The following is an 18806-nucleotide window of genomic DNA, read 5'->3' on the forward strand; positions in this document are numbered from 1 at the left end:
CCGGCGCCTGGCATCCACCGGTGGAGGACCCCGACGCGGGTGCCGCCGGGCCGGGTCCCGCGCGCGGCTCGCTCATCGAGCGGTTCGGCCTGGCGGCGGAACCGGCCGACGAGGGCGACGGGGCCGACGGGGCCGAGGTCGTCCCCGGAGCGGAGGAACTCTTCTGGTTTCGGTGGATCACAGGGCATCAGGTCAGCTTCATCCTGTGGCGGCTGATCGGGCAGCTCGTCCACGACGCGTCCTCGCATCCGGCGGGCTCTCGTTCACAGGACGAGGTGGAGTCGATGCTGGTCTCGGTGCGGAACTACGTCCGCGGCTACTGCGCCATGCTCCTGTACACCGCGACCTGCCCGCGCGGCCTGTATGAGGACATGATCCGGCCGAGCATGAGGTTGCGGCATCCGTCCTTCAGCGGCAGTTGGGCTCCCGACTACTGGCCGATCAGGGACCTGCTGCGCGGTCGGCGCACCGCGCTCACCGAGACGGTGGAGGCCCGGGAGCTGGTGGAGGCGATCAGGGTGCAGCGGCTGGTGCACGAGGTGATCGCGGCCCGGCTGGTCCCCGACGGGCAGTCGCTCCTGCGGCGCTCCGCCTTCCGATCGGGGGACCTCCGCGTGCTGCAACTGCTCTACGACAACTACTTCCTGACCTTGCGCGGCGCCGTCACCCAGCACGACGTGACGGCCCAACTGCAGCGCCGGCTGGTGGCGATCGTCCGCGACTGCGCCGTCAACGGCCTGCATCCCGAAGGCCACGGCGCCCCGGACCCCATCGGGGAGCCGTGGTTCGCGGAAGTGGCCGCCTGCGAGGACGGCATCATCGGCATCCTGGACGAGGTCGCCGGCTCCGACGTCCGGATGCCGTCCGCGGTGACCGGTGCGCGCCCGGTCGGCCTCGGCTGATGCCGGGTCACCACCGCGCCGCCGGTCGGCAACTCGCTGCCCGACTCGCGCCCGTCAACGCCGCGCCGCGCGGTCACGCGACGATCGCGTCCACCTCGATCTCGATCAGCAGGCGCGGGTCGAACAGAGCCGACACCTCCACGATCGTGGCGGCGGGCAGGATCGCGGCGAACACCTCGCGGTGCACCTCGCCCACCTGCCGCCAGGCGCTGATGTCGGTGACGAACACCCGGCTGCGCACGACGTCGGGCATGCCCGCTCCGGCCCGCTCCAGTGCGGAGGCGATCCGGCGCAGGACCTCCCTGGTCTGCTCGGCCATGTCGGCTCCGCCGACCGGGCCGTCCGGCGCCATGGCCGTCGTGCCGGCGACGCTGATGAAATCGCCCACCCGCACCGCGCGGGAGAAACCGAAGATCCGCTCCGCCGGGCTCTGGTCGGAGATGAGCGTGCGGTCAGCGCCGTGTCGCGATTGCCGGTCGATGAGCCGAGTTTACAGGTCCACCGCCGCTTGGCGGAGGCTCGCTCCGCGGCGGCGCGGACGACGTTCCGGCCGAAGGGAAAGGGGAGCTTGTGTCCGTCATCCGTCCCGAACTGATCGGAACACGCGGCGCGGTCTCCACGACGCACTGGCTCGCCTCGGCGGCGGGCATGGCCGTCCTCGACCGGGGCGGCAACGCCTTCGACGCGGCGGTCGCGGCGGGCTTCGTCCTGACCGTGGTCGAGCCGCACTCCAACGGGCTGGGCGGCGACGTGTCCATCGTCGCCCACCGGGCCGGCACCGGTACCACCACGGTCATCTGCGGGCAGGGCCCGACACCGGCCGCCGCGACGATCGAGCGCTTCCAGGAGCTCGGCCTGCGCAGCATCCCAGGGTCAGGACTGCTGCCCGCCTGCGTTCCCGGCGCCTTCGGCGCATGGCTGCGCCTCCTGCTCGACCACGGCACGGTGCGGCTCGCGGACGTCCTGGAACACTCGATCGGTTACGCCGAGCGCGGTCATCCGCTGGTGCCCGACGCCGCGCGGGCCATCGGCGCTCTGGCGCCGCTGTTCCAGAACGCGTGGCCGGAGTCCGGTCGCACCTACCTGAACGCGGACGGCACACCGCCCGCCGCGGGCACGGTGGTCCGCAACCGGGCGCTGGCCGAGACGATGCGGCGCATCCTCCGCCACGCCGAATCGGTGTCGGCCGACCGCGACGCCCAGTTGGAGGCGGCGCACGCGGCGTTCTACCAGGGATTCGTAGCGGCGGCGATCGGCGAGTTCGCCCAAGGCCGCGAGGTGCTGGACGCGACGGGACGGCGGCACCGCGGGCTGCTGTGCGCCGACGATCTGGCGTCCTGGCGGGCGCCCGTCGAGACGCCGACGAGTTTCGCCTACGGCCCGTACCTGGTGCACAAGACCGGGCCCTGGTCGCAGGGCCCCGTCTTCGCGCAGCAACTAGCACTGCTGGACGGCATCGACCTTGGCGCCCTTGGCCGAGGCAGCGGCGCGTACGTGCACACCCTGGCCGAGGCGGCCAAGCTCGCCTTCGCCGACCGGGAGGCCTGGTACGGCGATCCCGACCATGTGGCCGTCCCGATGGACGACCTGCTCGGTCCCGACTACAACGCGGCACGGCGGAAGCTGATCGGTGACGGCGCGGCCCGCGACCCGCAGCCCGGCACGCCCGGCGGCCGCTCGTCGTGGATGCCGCGGCCGGTCCAAGACACGCCCATGCCGGAGCTGGAGGACTGGATGTTCCAGCTGCAGAGCGGCATGCCGACCATCGTCCTCGCGGCCACCACCCGTCCCGGCGACACGTGCACGGTCGCCGTCGCCGACGGGCACGGCAATCTGGTGGCGGCCGTCCCGAGCGGAGGATGGCTGAAGAGCTCGCCGGTGATCCCGGGCCTCGGCTTCCCTCTCGGCACCCGGGCGCAGTCGATGTGGCTGCTCGACGGGCATCCCAACAGCTTGGCCCCGGGCAAGCGGCCCCGGACCACGCTCAGCCCGACCGTGGTGCAGCGCGACGGCGAATCCTTCCTCGCCTTCGGGACGCCCGGCGGAGACCGGCAGGACGTGTGGACGCTCCAGACTTTCCTCGCCATCACCGAGTTCGGCCTGGACTGGCAATCCGCTACGGAGGTGCCGCTGTTTCACAGCGACCATTTCTCCTCGTCGTTCACGCCACGGGCGTGCCGTCCCGGAGTCCTGGTCGTGGAGGCGGGCACCGCGCCGGAGACCGTGGAAGATCTGCGGCGGCGCGGCCACGACGTCCAGGTGGTGCAGGAACTGTCGCTGGGCAGCAAGACGTGCGTCGCGGGCGTCGACCGGGACGGCGGGACGGTCCGCGCCGCGGCGGGCCCTCGCGGACGGCAGGCCTACGCCGTGTGCATGTAAGACGTGTGCATGTAAGACGTGCGCATGGAGCGCCGTGCGCATGGAGCGCCGTGCGCGGGTGGCTCAGAGCCGGTGGATCTGCGGTAGCACCTCCTCGGCGATGCGGTCCAGCATCGCCGGGTCGCCCGCGTAGACGCCCGACGGGCGGGGCCAGTGGACGATCAGGTCGGTGAAGCCCGCCGCGGCGTAGCGCTCGGCCATCTCCAGGCACGCCTTCGGGGAGGCGAGCGGGTCGCCCGCCCAGCCGGTGCTGACGAAGATCCGGTCGAGGTCGCCGGGATCGCGGCCCGCCCGCGCGCACGCCGTCCGGAACCGGGCCATCTGCTCGGTTGCCGCCGCCAGGCATCCGGCGGGTTCGTGGGTACGCGACCAGTCCGTCGGGCCCATGGTCACCCAGGCGTCCGCGTACCGGGCCGCCAGCGCCAGGCCGCGGGGCCCGCTCGCCGCTATCGCCAGCGGCGCGCGAGGGTCGCGCACGCAGCCCGGGATCATCACGGCGTCCTGGACGGTGTAGAACCGCCCGCGGTGGGTGGTCAGCGGCGTGCGCAGCAGCCGGTCGGTCAGTTCCACGAACTCGGCGAACCGGGCCGCTCGCTCGCCCGTCGGGAGCGGGGGCGTGCCGAGCGCGGCGGCGTCTCCGGCGTCGGGCGAGCCCGCCCCGATGCCGAGCACGAACCGTCCGGCGGAGATGTCGTCGATGGTCATGACGTCCTTGGCGAGCGTCACCGGATGCCGGAAGTTGGGTGAGGCCACCATGACGCCGATGGTGATCCGCTCGGTGAGCGCCGCCGCCGCGGCCAGCACCGGGAGGCTGGCGTACCACGGGCTGCCGCGCAGCCCTCGCCAGTGCAGGTGGTCGTAGGTCCAGGCGGAGTCGAACCCCAGCTCCTCGGCGGCGCGCCAGCGGTGCGCGTTCGTCCGCCACGGCTCCTCGGTCAAGATCATGACGCCGAGGCGCACGGGTCACTCCTTCTCGGGCGTCAGCTCGTAGAAGCAGGTGCGAGGACCGGCGACCGCGCTGGTGTAGAGCCGCCCGCACTGAAGGCGCGTCCTGCCGAACACGGCCAGCCAGCCCTGCCGGTCGCGCGGGATTCCCTGCGCCGTCAGGACGTGGACCAGGAAGAAGTCGGAGTCGTTCTCCCGGTTGTCGTAGCGCACCTCCGGCTCGCCGATCAGCAGGACGCGGTCGCCGGTGAGGATGTCGGCGTACCGGTCGAGCAGCTCCACGACCCGGCCGTCGCCGTCCCGGAAGTGCTCGTGCAGGACGCCGATGCCGCAGATCACCTCGGCGCCGTCGCATCCGTCCGGCCAGGTCGCCGGATCGAACGCGTCGGCCACGGCGAACCGGGCCCGGTCGCCGACGCCGGCGCGGTCGGCCGTCTCCCGCGCCGCCGCGATCGCCTCTGGAGCGATGTCCAGACCGACGCCCGTCAGCTCCGGGTCCGCCTGGCAGAGCTGGATCAGCAGCGACCCGGTGCCGCAGCCGAGGTCGATCAGTCGGGCGGCCGACCGTCCCGCCATCGCGCGGCGGACGATCGGCAGGTAGGACACCGTGGAGACGGTGCCGGAGTGGCGGCCGAGCGCCGCCGGCGCCCGGGTCACGTCGACGCCGTAGCGGGCCGAGCCGGTGAGCAGGTCGGTCATCGCCCGGGTGACCGGGCCGTACGCCTCCAGGTAGAAGCCGAGCCTGGCGAGCGCTATGTCGCTGGTCAGCATGGTGCCACGGCGCGTGAGCCGGTAAGCGCCACCGAACTCCTCCAGCACGCCGCAGACCGACAGGTAGCGCAGGAAACCGGCGCCGACCTCGGGATTGAGCCCGTCGAGCAGTGCGTCGCGCGGGCACGGGCCGTCCTGGCGCAGCCGGTCGAGCATGCCGGAGCCGACCAGCGCCAGCAGCGCCTGGGACAGGTTCACCGCACTGATCAGGTCGGCGACGCCGGCGAGGTGGTAGTCCTGCCAGCCTCTGATGCGCTCACCGTCCCACAGTTCGACGACCTCCGGTGAAGCCCGGTCGGTGACGGACACGTCGACTCCTTTCCGGAATCGGAGTCCGCCGTCGCACCACCCGGCGACGGCGCGACGCCGCTGACCCCGATCATCGTGACGGCGGATACACATCGCCTACAGCCGCGGAGGCTGCGGCTCCGCCGGACCGGGCCGCCGCCGCGCAGACCTCGCGCAGGCGGAGCCGGTCGACCTTGCCGTTGGGATTCACCGGCAGGCGCGGCAGGTGGTGCAGCCGCACCGGCACCATGTACGCGGGCAGCCGGTGCCGGACGTGCTCGCTCAACTCGTCCTCGCCGCGCCGCTCGCCGGTGTAGGCCGCGTGCAGTTCGAGACGTCCGCCCGCGGCGTCGTCGGCCGCGACCGCCACGACCGCGACGTCGTGCACTCCTGGGCAGGCTCGGAGCACGCCCTCGACCTCGCCGGGCTCGACGCGGAAGCCGGCGATCTTGACCTGGTCGTCGGTCCGGCCGAGATGGACGAGCTCGCCGTCCTGCCAGTGGACGCGGTCGCCGGTGCGGTACCACGCGGCGTCGCCGGGCGCGGTGCCGGGCGCGAAGGCTCCGGCGTCGTCGGCCGGGTCGAGGTAGCCGGTGAAGCGCTGCGATCCGCGCACCCACAACTCGCCTTCGCCGGCCGCGCCCTCGCCATCATGGACGACGACCTCAAGGTGCGGATGGGCGCGGCCGATCGGCACCGTGCCGTTGACCGTCGAGGGCCATCGGGCGCGGTCGGCCGGTAGCCGGTAGCCGGTGCAGGTGATGGTCGCCTCGGTCGGGCCGTAGAGGTTCTCGACGACGGACCGCGGTGCCGCGTCCGCCCAGACCGCGGCCTGGGCGAGCGTCAGTTGCTCGCCGGCGAACAGGCTCCAGCGCAGGTCCGGCATGCTCGCCGCGGGCAGCCCGCGCAGCCGACGGGCGAGCGAGATCACCGAGGGCACCGAGAACCAGTGGGTCACCCGCCGCTCGGTGACGAACCGTGCCGGGGTGAGGATCTCCTCGCGCTGCGGGACCACCAGCGTGCCACCTCCCGCCCAGGTGACGAACATGTCGAAGACCGACGGGTCGAAGGACAGCTCGAAGGTCTGGGAGACGCGGCAGCCGGGCGCGATCTCATACCTTCGCGTGCAGTGGGCGAGGTAGTCGGCGAGCTGGCGGTGGCGGATCGGCACGCCCTTCGGACGCCCGGTCGACCCGGACGTGAACAGGACGTAGGCCATGTCGTCGGGCCCCGTTCCGGGCGCGGCGATGACGCTGGCGGCCGGGAGATGGTCCCACCAGCGGTCACCGGTCAAGTCGACGACGGGCACACCGAGGGCGCGCGCGACCTCGCCGCCAGCGTCGGCTCCGCGGGCGTCGACGATCACGGCGCCGACACCCGCCGCGCGGCACATCGCGGCACACCGGTCGGGCGGGGCGTCGAGGCTCAGCGGGACCACCGCCGCACCGGCCCGCAGTGTCGCCAGGTAACCCGCATAGGCGGCCACGCTGCGAGAGGCGACCAGCGCAACAGTGGTGGGCGTCGCCACCGCCCTGATGCGTGCGGCGACGTGCTCGGCGAGTCCGGCCAACTGCCCGTAGGTGAGGCCGACGCCGCCGACCTCCAGTGCGCAGGCGTCGGCGAACCGGTGCGCCGTCCGTGTGAACCAGGCGTCGAGGGTGGCCGGTACGGCTTCGGCGGTCATCGTGCTCCCTCTGGTGCCTGTTCGTCGTCCGGCATGTGGAGCAGGCCCGTCAGGGACGCGCGGATCAGGCTGAGGCGTGGTCGGCCGCGGTCGGCGGATTCGGTCGCGATCCTCAGCGTCTGGGGCAGCCGTTCCCAGCGCGCGAGCGTCGCCTCTAGCTCCTGCCGTGTGTCGTCGTCGGGTTCTGCAGCGAGCCGGTGGCGGCAGGCGAAGCATCGGTGACCCGCAGCGGCCCAGAGGTCTTCCAGGTGGCGGGAGAGGAGCGCGCCGTCTCCGCTCAGCCGGTTCGCGAGGAAGGGGAGGACCGTGTCGTCGCCGGTCAGCCAGCCTTCGGCGTCGGTGGATCGCGCCGGGCCAGAGGTGCCGGGACTCCGGTGCAGCCACAGCGCCGCCGCCGCGGGCACGGGGACCGGTGAGCCGAAGGCCAGCGTGTTGCGGCGGTGCTGCTCGGGAGTCCAGGACGGCGGCACCGCCATGGCCGTGGACAACTCGGCGGTGCTCAGCCAGCCTCGGTGGCCGTGCTGCCGTCTGCCGTCGGGCAGCAGGGCCGTGAACTCGTCGACGGCGTGCCAGGAGTCGGCCCGGTGTCCGTCGATCAGCAGCCAGTGCGGGGCGGGCGGCCCGCCGTAGGTCACCGACCAGGGCAGCCTGGCGCTGTCGGTGACGACCAGGGTCCGGCCGTGCCGCTTCAGCTCGGCCGCCAGGTACGGCAATGCGGGCGGGACGGAGTGTGTGCCGCGGTACCGCAGGAGCGACCCATCCGGCAGCCGGTCCAGCGGCGGCGCGTGGTGGGAGAAGGCGAGCCGGTCGCCGTCCGCGCGCACCGAGAGCCGGATCGAGGACGCGATCAGCCGGTCCGCGTCCCACTCGGCGTCAAGGTAGCGGTGCAGATTGGCGGTGTAGCAGGTCAGCCCGAGCGCTGCCACGGCACCTCCGCTTCGCCTCGTGCACCGGCGCCGAGGAGGTCGGCGGCGTTGTCGGCGATGGCGGCTAGCATCGCGCCGGTGGCGCCGCCCGCGATGCCGAACATCGCCGCCTGCGCGCGAAGGCCGACGAGGCCGCCGTCGCCGAACGGCCCGTCGCTGAACGCCTCGGCGCCACGCAGGTCCGCGCACTCGCCGAGGATCCGGTCGGCGCTCTGCGCGTAGGCCGCTTTGAGTACCATCCCCTCGGTGATCGCGGACGTACCGCCGGTGTGCGCGGTCGCGGTGTGCGCGGCGCACATGGCGTCGAGGCGGCTCCATTCGACCAGGCACCGGGCGAAGCGTTCGCGGACGGCCTGGTTGTGCCAGAGCGAGCCTCCATCGGCTGGTCGTTCCGACAGGTACCGGTGGGTGTCGCGGAGGACGCGCCGGCACAGGGCGCGGGCCCACAGCGCGCCCGCCAGCCGCTCGGCGCCGATGTGCCGGGCGAACTCGGCCAGGGCCCGGCCCGGCCTGCCGATCACGTGCGCACGGTCCAGCCGGACGTCGGCGAAGCGCAGGTGGGCGACGTCCGCGCCGGCGAAGTGCCGGGTGGTGGCCCGCTCGCGGCGCACTCCGGGATTCCGGGCCGGGACCAGCGTCCAGCAGAAACTGGTGAAATGGCGGGCCGGGCGGTGGCGGGCGAGCACCAGCGCGTAGTCGCAGGCGCCGCCGTTGGCGATCCAGTCCTTCCCGCCGCTGATGGTGACGCCATCGTCGTCGATGCGGGCGCGGGTGCCCATGTTCATCAGGGCGGAGCCGGAGGCCGCCGCGTCGGTCGCCGCCAGGGCGAGGACCGCCTCGCCGCGCTGCGCCTCGGCCGCGACCGTCCGCGCCAGGGGGCTGACGTGCGCGGCGGAGCGGAGCAGCGGAATGGCGGACGCGACCTGGACGCACACCGCCAGCACCGTCCCCAGCGGCTGGCGCGCGTCGAGTTCGGTGAGCAGGACGTCCAACCGCTCCGTGTCCACCTCGGCCGCGTCATAGAGGCCGTCCAGCACGCCGAGCTTCCCGAGAGCGCGCCACAGTGGGCGTGTCCCGGTGGCGTCCGCCGCGTCGACGACGGCGCGCCTGAACGCGTCGGCGTGTCCGGACGCCGGGCGTTCAGACAAGGTGGACCTGCGAGTCCATCAGGGCCAGTGATCCGTTGGCCAGCGTGAGGCGGTCGTTGCTGTAGTTGAGCGACGCCGAGCGCAGGTCGCGCAGCGCGCGCTCCAGCCCGAGGGCGGATCCCGCCATGTACCCGTGCTTGAGCCCGGCCACGTCGATCAGCTCGTCGACTGCCTGATAGCACTCCTGCGAGGCCCGCACCTTGAGCGTGTTGACCAAGAGCTGGACGGGCGGCGCGCTGAGATCGCCGACCGAGTCCAAGACGGCGGCGGTGTGCCGGAGCAACGCGTTGACCACGTCGAGGCGGCCGCGGACCGTGGCCAGGTGCGCGCGGACGAGTTCGCCCGGCGGTCCCGCCGCCGACCGTCCGGGCCCGCGCAGGTGCCGCACGACCCTGCTGAGCGCACCCGCCGCGGTGCCGAGCCAGGCGGCGGCCCAGCCGACGTGCGCCAGCGGGGCGAACAAGCCCGCAGCGATCGCCGGGAAGCCGCCGGGCTCGCCGACCGTCTGCCAGGCCGGAACCGCGCCGGTCAGTCGCATCGGCGTGCTCTCGGTGGCGCGCATGCCGAGCGGCTGCCAACCGCCGAGCATCCGCACGTCGAGCTGGTCGCGGGCGGCGAACACCAGGTCCACCTGGCCGGGTGTGGCGGTGCCCGCCGTCTGCACGGTGATCAGGAAGCCGTCGGCGTGCGCGCCGCCCGTCACGATCGGCGCGTCCCGGTCGATCCGGATCAGGTCGCCGTCGCGCAGGCTCGGCGACGAGGAGGTCTGCAGCCGCCCGCCCGAACCCGCCGACGTCGTCACCGACGCCAGGTACATGGCGCCCTTGGCGACCTGGGGCAGGACGCGCTCGCGCAGCCGCGGCCCGGCGTGCCGGGCGAGCGTCATGACCTGCTGGCAGTGCATGGTGAAGATCAGGGCGACGGACAGGTCGGCGCGTCCCAGCAGGATCGTCGCCTCCACCAGATCGGTGACGCCGCCGCCGCGGCCGCCGTGGTCGGCGGGCGCGGTGAGGCCGAGCAGCCCGGTGTCGCGCATGGCGGTGAGCGCCGCGACCGGGAACGTGGCGGTGGCGTCGGCCGCGGCGGCGTCCCGCTCGGCGGCCTCGCAGGTCGCTTCGACGGCGTCGCGGTCGGCCGGGTTCACCGCCGGTCTCCCTCGCGCAGTCTGACGACCACCGACCACAGGTTGCCGCCGGTCTCGAAGGTCTCGTCGACCAGCAGCTCGTCGGGGATCGACACGCCGTAGGCGTCCTCGATGGCGAACAGCAGGTTGATGGCCTGCATCGAGTCCAGGCCGAGGTCGCGCAGCCGGGCATCGCCGGTGAGCGGCGCGGAGCCGAGGTAGCGCAGATGGCGCGACAGCAGCTCGGCGAACCCGGCGTCCAGCCCGGCGCCCGCCTCGGCAGGCTTCTCGGCAGGCGTCTCGGCGCCGATGTCTGTGCTGGTGTCGGTGTCGGCGTCCATGGGTCAGGTCCCTTCGATCGGCTCGGCGGGCAGCCGGACCACCGCCGGCTGCGACACCTCGGTGACGGCGCCGCGCGCGTGGACGACCTCGCGGGGCGCCGGGCGGCCGAGGAAGGCCAGCAGGCTGGCCGACAGCCCGTACGCTCCGACGTTGGGCACCCGCACTAGGTCGCCCGGACGCAGTTCGGGCACGTCCGCCGAACGGGCCCAGGTGTCCAGCGGAGTGCACAGCGGCCCGGCGATGATCGCCTCGCGCAGGGTCGCGCGTGGCTCGCCGTCGCCCGCGACGAGCTCGGGCACGATCGGCGGCAGCCGCCGCAGCCCCGACATCCCGCCGAGGTGGTTGACGCCCGACTCCAGGACCACGACCGGACGGCCGTGCGAGCGCTTGACATCGGTCACCCGGGTGAGGAGCGAGCCGCAGGCGGCTGTCAGGTACCGTCCCGACTCGAACACCACCGCGGGTGCCCCGTCGCGCCAGCCCGGGAACATCGCGTCGAGCCGGGCGGCCAGCACGTCCGCCAATGCGGGGAACCGCGGCAGCGCGCCGGAACGGGCGAAGGGAACGCCGAAGCCGCCGCCCAGGTTGAGGACGCGCGGCCGGTACCCGGTGGCGGCGGCGAGGCGGGCGGCCGTCTGGAGCGCGGCGTCGAACTGCGCCAGCAGCGCCGCCTCGTCGGCGAGGTTGGTGCCTTGGAACAGGTGGAAGCCGGCGATGCGGTCGCGGACGGCGGTCAGGTGCCGGCGCGCCCATGCCTCGTCCGCGCCGAACTGCGAGGGGACGCCGGTCATGGCGAGCCCCTGACCCGGCGCGGTGGCCGTGCCGTTGACGCGCAACAGGATCGTGGCCGGGCCGTCGGCGCGGTCCGCGGCGCTCGTCACCTGGTCGAGCCCGGTCGGTGAGTCGACCGAGAACCAGCGGACACCGGACTTGACGGCCTCGGCCACCTCCGCGTCGGTCTTCCCAGGGCCGGTGTACTGGACGTGTTCCGGTGCCGCACCCGCGTCGAGCGCCGTGGCGAGTTCGCCGACCGAGCAGACCTCGGCGCCGCAGCCGAGCGCCGTGAGTGTGCGCACGATCGCCGGATGCGGATTGGCCTTGAGCGAGTACAGCAGGCGGCTCGGCTGAGGCAGGGCCGCGCGCAGCAGGTCGTGCGCCCGCGTGACCTCGTCCAGGTCGTAGACGTAGGCCGGCGTCCCGAATCGGTCCGCGATGTGCGTCCAGTGGCTAGTCATCGGCGGCACCGGCCAGGCTCGCCAGCGCGCGGCGCTCGATCTTGCCGTGCGCGTTGAGCGGCAGCTCGTCCATGACCACGCAGCGTGTGGGGACCTTGGCCTCCTCAAGCTCGTCGCGCAGCGCGTTCAGCACCCGCTCGGACGAGAGCCCGGCGCGCACGAACAAGGTCGCTCCACCTGTCCCGTCCGAGGGCGGGACGACCGCCGCCGCGTGCACGCCCGGAACCCGCAGCGCCGCCGCCTCCACCTCGATCGTGCTGACGCGGACGCCGCGCTCCTTGTACAGGTCGTCTCGGCGTCCGACGAAGTAGAGGCATCCGGTCTCATCGAGCCGGCCGTAGTCGCCCGTGCGGAGTTCGGGGAACAGCCCTTCGGCGCGGTGGAAGCGCTGCGCGGTGAGCCGCGGATGCCGCCAGTAGCCCGCCATCACGTGCGGGCCGCGGACGACCACTTCGCCGATCTGGCCCGGCGGCAGGCGCCGTCCGTGGTCGTCGACGGTGTACACCTCGGTGCCGGGCAGCGCCCGGCCGCACGCGCCCGGACGTTCCAGGTCCTCGTCGGGATCCATGATGGTGGCCCGTTTGCACTCGGTCAGGCCGTACATCAACTGGATCCGGGTCTGCGGGAGGTGCCGCCGCAGCCGCCGCAGCAGGTCGTCGGGCATGGCGGCCCCGGTGTTGGTGATCAGCCGGAGGCGCGGCAGCGGGGCCGGACGGCGCTCCAGCAGGCGCGCGAGGTTCGCGGCGAGCGAGGGCACCGCGGGCAGCACCGTCGCGGACGCCTCGGCGAGGCGGGCGACCAGCCGGTGCCCGGCGTCCTCGGCGGTGGCCAGGTGCAGCCGCGCGCCGCCGATCGCGCAGAGGAAGAGCTGGTAGAGGCCGTAGTCGAAGGACAGCGGCAGCGGGTTGTAGACCACGTCGGCCGGGCCGTACAGCAACCGGGATTGGACGGCCCCGGCCGCGAACGTCATCTGCTGGTGCGTGCTCACGACCGCCTTCGGCATGGCGACGCTGCCCGAGGTGTAGACGAAGCACGCCGGATCGACCGGCAGCACCGGAACGGGCGGAGGCCCGTCCGGGCCGCCGTGCGTCGGGTGCGCGGCGTCCGGCGGCCTGTAGGCGGCGATGCGGTGCTCAGCGGCCACCCGGCGCAGCGGCTGCGAATCGGTCACCATCAGGGTCGCCGCCGAGTCGGCGCAGACATGGGCGGCCACCGCCGCGGGCGTGTCGGGACGCAGGACGACGAACACCGCGCCGACGCGGGAGCAGGCGTAGACCAGCGCGGCGAGGTCGACACCGGCGGGCAGGGCGAGGAGGACCCGGTCGTGCCGCCGTACACCGGTGCCGCGCAGCCAGTCGCCAAGCCTGCGGCTTCGCGCGGCCAGGTCCGCGTAGCGCAGTTCGGTGTCGTGGTCGCGGACGGCGACATGCCCTGGACGGCGTGCGGCGGTGGCGTCCAGGAGGTCGTGCAGGAGGGTCGTCATCGCCCGCTCCGCCCGGCCCGTTCGGTGGCCGCGGCCGTGAACAGCTCGCACAGCCCGTCGATGTCGCTGAGCTTGTCGCCGGACAGGTCGCCCGGCAGCCGGACGCCGAGCCGCTCCTCGACCCGGCTGATGATGTCGACGAGGCGGAAGGAGTCGAAGCCCGGCAGGGCGCGCAGGGTCCCGGCGGCACGGATGGTCTGCTCGTCCAGCCGCAGCGTGTGCCGCACCGCGTCGAGGACGGCGACGGTCACCGCGCCGACCGGTGGCACGTCGCCGGCCGGAGTCGGCGGCGGTTCTGGTGCGAGCGAGCGGGCCAGATCGGCGTCGGCGTGCAGTTGCCGGGACATCTCCGCGAGCACGGTCCCGGCGAACCGGCCGTCCGTGCGGGCCCTGCGCATCGCCAGGTAACTGTGCGCGGCCAACCGCCGCCAGGCGGCGGCATGCTCACGGGCGCGCGCCGCCGCCGGATGCTCGCCGAGCCAGAGCGCGTGCAGCAGACGTTCCCTGCCCAGCAGCCAGATGTCGAGCACCAGGTTCTCGACGGCCTCGGTGTCATCGAGGCCGCGCTCGACCGCGGCGATGTAGCCGTCGATGTGGGCGGCGGCGTCCTGAGCCTGTGCGGCGTTGGCTGCGAGGACCTCCGCCGGGGCGGGCGGCACCGGGCGCTTCCCGGTCGGCTCGATCGTGACCACGGTCGCGCCGTCGGCGAGGACGGCGTCCAGCTCACCGTCGGTCAGGGCCCACGCGCCGGGCCGCGCGGGGCCCCATTCGGTGTCGTTGTGGTAGGCGTCCACCACAAGGTGGCCGCCGGGACGGGATGCGAGCAGAAAGCTGTGCGCCATGTGCCGGTGCCCGGTGTAAGGCACCCACGGCAGGACGTAGGCGTCCGCCACCAGGAAGACCGGCTCACCGGTCTTGGCGCGTTCGCACACGTCACCGGAGGTGGCCTGGCTCCCGGACGGGACGGCCGACAGGCCGAGCCGCGCGGCCTGCGCCAGCCGGGCCGACAGCGGCGGTCGGAGGCTCGCCGCGGCGGCGTCGTGCGGCGTCGGGAACCGCCAGTCCGTGCCGAGAGCCAAGTGCGCGCCGACGCCGTGAACGTGGTCGGCGAGCAGCGCGACCGTCGTCTGCACGCAGTCGAGCGCCTCGGCGCGCAGCCCGCGCAGGGCCGACTCCCACCGATGCCCCGTGACCGGGGCACGGCGTGCGGGATCGTACGCAGGCAACGCCCTTCCCTCCGTTAGGAGCCCGGCCTCCGTTAGGAGCCCGGCGGCCGCCGGGCGGGTGGCCGCCTGCGATCGAGAGTGGCGCGGCCGCATACACCGCGCGTACAGGTCGGGTGCGTTCAGAAGCCAGGGCCCCGCCCGGCGGACTCTGCCGCTGCGGAGCCCGCCCGCCTGGAGGTGAGCTGTACCGCTGGCGTATCTGCTCCCGGCACGCTCGCCTGTGACCCATCCGAGGGGGAACGATGCTGATCAGAGACGAGTGGACCGCCTGTGACGAGTCCGAACTGAAGCGGCTCGGCTCGGACTACGACTCCAACGCGTTCGCCGTGATGCCGGGCTTCCTGTCGAGCCCGGGTCTGAGGCTGCTGGCGAAGGAGACCGGCCGGCTTCTCGACCACTCCGTCCGCAAGGACTTCCAGATGGAGTGCATGGACGGTTCGACCCGGCGGATGCGGACTCTCGGCGCACCCGTCATCGACGCCCTCTCGACGCTCGTCCCTGACCTGTACTACTCGCCGGACCTGCTGAAACTGATCGGCGACATCGTCGGCCAGGAGGTGTACCCGCTGTATGAGGACGTGGACCGCTACGTCCTCAACTCCCTGGTGGAACCGGGCGACACCTTCGGCGCGCATTTCGACGACTACCCGCTGTCGGTGGTGGTCGTGGTGGAGGTCGCGCCCGAAGGAGCGCGCCCTCGGCTGCTGCAGGACGCCGCGAGCGTGCTGGGCGTCATGGACGAGTACGTGGAGGTCGAACTCGCGGCGGGCGACGCCTACCTGCTCAGGTCCGACACCACCGCGCACATGGTCTCGCGGCTGGGCCGGACGGGCCGCCGGCTGGGATTCAACTTCGCCTACGCGCTCAGCCCGCAGACGACCGGCGGCACCGAGTCGCCAGGGCTGCTGTACTCCCGCACGCAATCCAGCGACGAGACTTCACCGGTCAACTCCTACACCGAATGGGACCCGCTGGAAGAGGTCATCGTGGGCGTGGCCACGGGCAGCGCGATCCCGCGCGAGTCCGAGCGCATGATCCGAGCCACGATGCCGGAGGAATGGCAGGACATGTTCCTGGCGAACGGCGGCTCCCCGTTCCCGGCCGAGATCGTCGACGCGGCGCAGGAGGAGCTGGACCGGCTGGCCGACGAGCTGTCCGGTATGGGGGTGACCGTGCGGCGTCCCGACGCCGTCGACTGGGCGGGGAGGGGCGGGTACACGAGCGCCATGCCGCGCGACTGCCTGCTCGTCGTCGGCAGCCGGATCATCGAGGCGCCGATGGCGTGGCGGTCACGGCAGGAGGAGACCACCGCCTACCGGGCGCTTCTGGCCGAGTACGGCGCCGGGGGAGCGGTATGGGTGTCGGCTCCCCAGAGCGATCCCGACCGGGTCGCGGCCGACTCCGGGCCGTGGGCGGTCAACGAGTCGGCGCCGGCGTTCGACGCCGCCGACTTCGTTCGGGTGGGCAGGGACATCGTCGGGCAGCTCAGCAACGTCACCAACCGCGCGGGAGTGCGGTGGCTGCGGGACTACCTCGGCTCCGACTTCACGGTGACGCTGCTGGACGTCGACGACCCGCACGCGATGCACATCGACGCGACCGTCCTGCCGCTTCGTCCAGGCGTGGTGCTGGTCAACCCGACCCGGGTGTCGGAGCGTGCCCTGGCGCGCTCGCCGTTCGCCCGCTGGGACAAGATCGTGGCCGAGGGGCCGCGGCCCGCGGGAGCCGTACCGCGCTGCATGACCAGCGGTTGGATCAACATGAACGTGCTGAGCGTCGACGAGGAGCGGGTCATCGTCGACTCCTGCGACGTCGGCCTGGCGCGGCAGCTTGAGCGGCACGGTTTCCAGCCGATACCGCTGCCCTTCCAGCACCTCAACGCGATCGGCGGGTCCTTCCACTGCGCCGCGCTGGACGTCCGGCGGCGCGGCACCCGGGAGTCCTACGTCTGATCCCGGACCGCCGGCACCGCCGGACGGCGTCACCGCGCGGGCTCGGCGTCGGTGACCTGGAGCCGGAACTCGCACAGGTAGCGGTTTCCCTCGGTGTCGCGCAGCCACGTCGCGTCCAGGTCAGGCAGCATCTCCGTCACGGTGACGTCCAGGGCGCGGCCGGTGCCGTTCAGGGCGGAGCGGATCATCGAGCCCAGCAGGGACACGTACAGCGGGCTGGTGAAGTCGACGTAGATCGGCTTCTTCACGGTGGAGAGCCGCACAAAGCACCGCTCTGGAAGCCCGCGTCGGGTCACGAGGCGGCGTCCGGCCAGGTAGGCGGCGGCCTCTCCGGTGGGCGCGGCCAGCGCCGCGATCTCGGCGCGGGTCAGCCGCCAGGTCTCCCGCCAGATCACCAGATTGTCGATCGTCACCCGCGGCGTGTGCGCGGCGCCCTGCATGACCTCGCGGAACGCGTTCGTGCAGCACATCGACAGGTGCGTGCCGAAGAACTCGGTCAGCGGGATGAGCGCGCCGCCGGGCGGCCTGCCGGCGAGGCCTTCGGCGGTGGGCTCGATCGCGACGGACCCGGTGCTCACGACGCGGTCGGCCGCGACGCCGGTCGCCCGCGCGAACCCGATGTACCGGTCGGCCCGGTGGTCGTAGAACTGCAGGGACCGCTTGGCGTAGCGCGACCACACGGCGGGCACCAGCGGGATCATGCGGGGCCGCCCGTAGTCCTGGACGGCGAGGTCGATCAGCCGGTGCGGATCGGGCTGGGCCCAGGTGAGGGTGGGAATGGAATAGGTCGCATACGCCACGTGCAGTTCGCCGAGGACGGCGAGAAAGAGTCCCTCATTGATCGCCTCGATGGACGGTGCGCACAGCAGCAGGTCGGGGCTGTGGATCCGGGCCAGCGACCATCCGGGGCGGTCGGCGGCGAACAGCCGCTCGGCGCGTTCCCGCAGTCGCGCGGAAGCGACGTTCTGACGGCGTGCGTCGTCGTCGAGCTCCAGCAGTTCTCGCCAGCGCGTTTCGAATTCGCTGAGCACATCGGGGAATGGGTTCCGCCCGGTTCCAAGGAGCATTTCGAGGCCGTCGTCCCACACGTCGGCCAGCGACAGCCCGGTTGCGCCCGCGTGCTTGACCCGGATGAGTTCTGCCAGGGCCGTCTCGAAGCGGTGGGCGAGTTCGGCCGTCAGCCATCGTGCCGCCTGCAGGGCGATGGTCAGCGCCGGTGTGACGGGCGCGAGCACGTCGCCTCCGAGGGTGACGTCGGCGTCGCGGATGGTGTCCTCGTAGCAGACGTTGCTTCCGGGATAGCCGTGGCCGGGACGCCGCGGTGCGCGGCCGGTGACGTCGGTGAACACCGCGTTCAGGGCTTCGAGCGCGGGCAGCAGCGAATCCGGGTCGCCCGCCGCGGCGGCGACCTTGTCGCGGGCGGACCTGATCGCGTCCAGACCCTCCTGGGCCTTGGCCCGGAGTTCCTCGTCGCCGATCGACGCGATGCGTTCGGCGAGTACGTCTTCGGTCTCCGGGCCGACCGGCAGGTTCTCGTTCCACTCCAGCAGCCGCCGGGTAACGAGGCCGCTCAGGAACCGCAGCGCGGCCGCCTCGTCGACGCCGGTCCCGAGGACGCCGGCGGCCGCGAGGTCGGCGGCGGCGACGGCGGCGGGACGGCGCCCGTCGCACAGCGCGATCGCCTGCGCCTCCTCGGGCGTCACGGTGATCGGCGGCAGGCCCGGCCTGCGGATCGCGTCACCGTCCAGGAAATGGTGAGTGCGCGGTGAGAGGGGCATCCAGCGGCGCAGCTCAGGCCGCTCGGCGAGCCTGGCACCGTAGGCCGCCATCGCCCACGCCTCCAGGAACACCTCCCTGCGCGACGGGCGGACGGGCCCGGCTGTCGCCACGGTCCGCGCGGCGCGCGGGTCGAGGGTCGCCCATACGAACGGCCCGAAGAAGCCGATCGTGTCGTTGACGGCGCTGTACCGCTGCCAGAGCCGTCCGAAGGCGTTCTCCAGCTCGCGGCGGCGGTCGTCGCGCGGCTGGCCGGCGGTGTCCGCCAGGGCGTCCAGCAGCGCGGGCGCGGACGCCTGTTCCCAGATGACCGCCTCGCGGAGGCGTTCGTCGGTGACAAGGGCGTCGATCTCCCGTGCCTGGGCTTCGGCGGTGCGTGCGACCGCCGCCTCCACGTCTTCGACGGTCGCCCCGCCCGCCAGGTGGGCGTCGGTCAACCGGGCCAGTTCCGGTGCGGACAGTCGGGAGAGCCCGCCGACGGGAAAGCCGGTGGAGCGGAAGACGGCATCGTGCCACAGCCACCACGCCGAGCCTCCGAGCTGGAAGCGGTGTTCGGGCCTGCCGGGCGCGCTTGGCGATGGCGTGGTCACAGGTGGCTCCTTCACGGCCGCCACGTTCCGCCGCGC

The 18806-nt window shown here is 73.2% G+C and carries 15 protein-coding genes; 3 read left to right on the forward strand and 12 right to left on the reverse strand.

Annotated elements, in window-relative coordinates; genetic code table 11:
* The first annotated feature begins 20 nt into the window (after positions 1–20).
* A complete protein-coding gene (locus FXF65_RS30945) occupies positions 21–902 on the forward strand; it encodes an L-tyrosine 3-hydroxylase (RefSeq protein WP_148353593.1) in 882 nt (293 codons plus the stop codon).
* A gap of 73 nt (positions 903–975) precedes the next feature.
* Here FXF65_RS30945 and FXF65_RS30950 read toward each other — a convergent pair whose 3' ends face one another.
* Positions 976–1383 (reverse strand): RidA family protein, encoded by a 408-nt coding sequence (locus FXF65_RS30950; protein ID WP_342787665.1) that lies wholly within the window; start codon positions 1381–1383, stop codon positions 976–978.
* A gap of 89 nt (positions 1384–1472) precedes the next feature.
* On the opposite strand from FXF65_RS30950, the gene FXF65_RS30955 reads away from it, so the two are divergent.
* Positions 1473–3281, forward strand: coding sequence for a gamma-glutamyltransferase family protein (locus FXF65_RS30955; RefSeq protein WP_246199235.1), 1809 nt, complete (start codon positions 1473–1475; stop codon positions 3279–3281).
* Positions 3282–3344: 63 nt separating this feature from the next.
* On the opposite strand, the gene FXF65_RS30960 is transcribed toward FXF65_RS30955, so the two are convergent.
* The 10 genes from FXF65_RS30960 to FXF65_RS31005 form a co-directional block, all read right to left on the reverse strand.
* The gene (locus FXF65_RS30960; protein WP_222868807.1) at positions 3345–4241 is read right to left on the reverse strand and encodes an LLM class flavin-dependent oxidoreductase; all 897 of its coding nucleotides are present in this window, start codon (positions 4239–4241) and stop codon (positions 3345–3347) included.
* 3 nt (positions 4242–4244) lie between these two features.
* On the reverse strand, positions 4245–5306 hold the full coding sequence (locus FXF65_RS30965) for an SAM-dependent methyltransferase (RefSeq protein WP_246199236.1): 1062 nt from the start codon (positions 5304–5306) through the stop codon (positions 4245–4247).
* A 70-nt stretch (positions 5307–5376) separates the two neighbouring features.
* Positions 5377–6969: an amino acid adenylation domain-containing protein gene (locus FXF65_RS30970; protein ID WP_148353596.1), complete on the reverse strand. Its 1593-nt coding sequence runs from the start codon at positions 6967–6969 to the stop codon at positions 5377–5379.
* Positions 6966–7895, reverse strand: coding sequence for a hypothetical protein (locus FXF65_RS30975; protein ID WP_148353597.1), 930 nt, complete (start codon positions 7893–7895; stop codon positions 6966–6968). Before FXF65_RS30975 ends, FXF65_RS30970 begins: the two co-directional genes overlap by 4 nt.
* On the reverse strand, positions 7877–9043 hold the full coding sequence (locus FXF65_RS30980; RefSeq protein ID WP_222868808.1) for an acyl-CoA dehydrogenase family protein: 1167 nt from the start codon (positions 9041–9043) through the stop codon (positions 7877–7879). Before FXF65_RS30980 ends, FXF65_RS30975 begins: the two co-directional genes overlap by 19 nt.
* Positions 9036–10187 carry an acyl-CoA dehydrogenase family protein gene (locus FXF65_RS30985; protein WP_148353598.1) on the reverse strand — a complete coding sequence of 384 codons (1152 nt, stop codon included), beginning with the start codon at positions 10185–10187 and terminating at the stop codon, positions 9036–9038. Before FXF65_RS30985 ends, FXF65_RS30980 begins: the two co-directional genes overlap by 8 nt.
* The gene (locus FXF65_RS30990; RefSeq protein ID WP_222868809.1) at positions 10184–10507 is read right to left on the reverse strand and encodes a phosphopantetheine-binding protein; all 324 of its coding nucleotides are present in this window, start codon (positions 10505–10507) and stop codon (positions 10184–10186) included. Before FXF65_RS30990 ends, FXF65_RS30985 begins: the two co-directional genes overlap by 4 nt.
* Before the next feature lie 3 nt (positions 10508–10510).
* Entirely contained in the window at positions 10511–11743 is a 1233-nt protein-coding gene (locus FXF65_RS30995; RefSeq protein ID WP_187412591.1) for a type III PLP-dependent enzyme domain-containing protein, read from the reverse strand.
* Positions 11736–13226 carry a class I adenylate-forming enzyme family protein gene (locus tag FXF65_RS31000; RefSeq protein ID WP_148353599.1) on the reverse strand — a complete coding sequence of 497 codons (1491 nt, stop codon included), beginning with the start codon at positions 13224–13226 and terminating at the stop codon, positions 11736–11738. Before FXF65_RS31000 ends, FXF65_RS30995 begins: the two co-directional genes overlap by 8 nt.
* Complete coding sequence (locus FXF65_RS31005) at positions 13223–14452, reverse strand: acyl carrier protein (RefSeq protein ID WP_148353600.1); 1230 nt, start codon at positions 14450–14452, stop codon at positions 13223–13225. The genes FXF65_RS31000 and FXF65_RS31005 overlap by 4 nt, the downstream gene beginning before the upstream one ends.
* Before the next feature lie 242 nt (positions 14453–14694).
* On the opposite strand from FXF65_RS31005, the gene FXF65_RS44845 reads away from it, so the two are divergent.
* Positions 14695–16404, forward strand: a complete 1710-nt coding sequence (locus FXF65_RS44845; RefSeq protein ID WP_222868810.1) for a HalD/BesD family halogenase — start codon at positions 14695–14697, stop codon at positions 16402–16404.
* Between the two features lie 29 nt (positions 16405–16433).
* Here FXF65_RS44845 and FXF65_RS31015 read toward each other — a convergent pair whose 3' ends face one another.
* On the reverse strand, positions 16434–18770 hold the full coding sequence (locus tag FXF65_RS31015) for a lantibiotic dehydratase (protein ID WP_187412592.1): 2337 nt from the start codon (positions 18768–18770) through the stop codon (positions 16434–16436).
* Positions 18771–18806: the final 36 nt, after the last annotated feature.

The organism is Actinomadura syzygii (assembly GCF_008085905.1).
In the GTDB taxonomy this organism is placed as follows: domain Bacteria; phylum Actinomycetota; class Actinomycetes; order Streptosporangiales; family Streptosporangiaceae; genus Spirillospora; species Spirillospora syzygii.

Bases quoted from the DNA above. Each gene is read 5' to 3' on its own strand.
- FXF65_RS30970 (WP_148353596.1), bottom strand. From the start codon at position 6,969: ATGACCGCCGAAGCCGTACCGGCCACCCTCGACGCCTGGTTCACACGG.
- FXF65_RS30990 (WP_222868809.1), bottom strand. From the start codon at position 10,507: ATGGACGCCGACACCGACACCAGCACAGACATCGGCGCCGAGACGCCT.
- FXF65_RS30995 (WP_187412591.1), bottom strand. From the start codon at position 11,743: ATGACTAGCCACTGGACGCACATCGCGGACCGATTCGGGACGCCGGCC.
- FXF65_RS31000 (WP_148353599.1), bottom strand. From the start codon at position 13,226: ATGACGACCCTCCTGCACGACCTCCTGGACGCCACCGCCGCACGCCGT.
- FXF65_RS44845 (WP_222868810.1), top strand. From the start codon at position 14,695: ATGCTGATCAGAGACGAGTGGACCGCCTGTGACGAGTCCGAACTGAAG.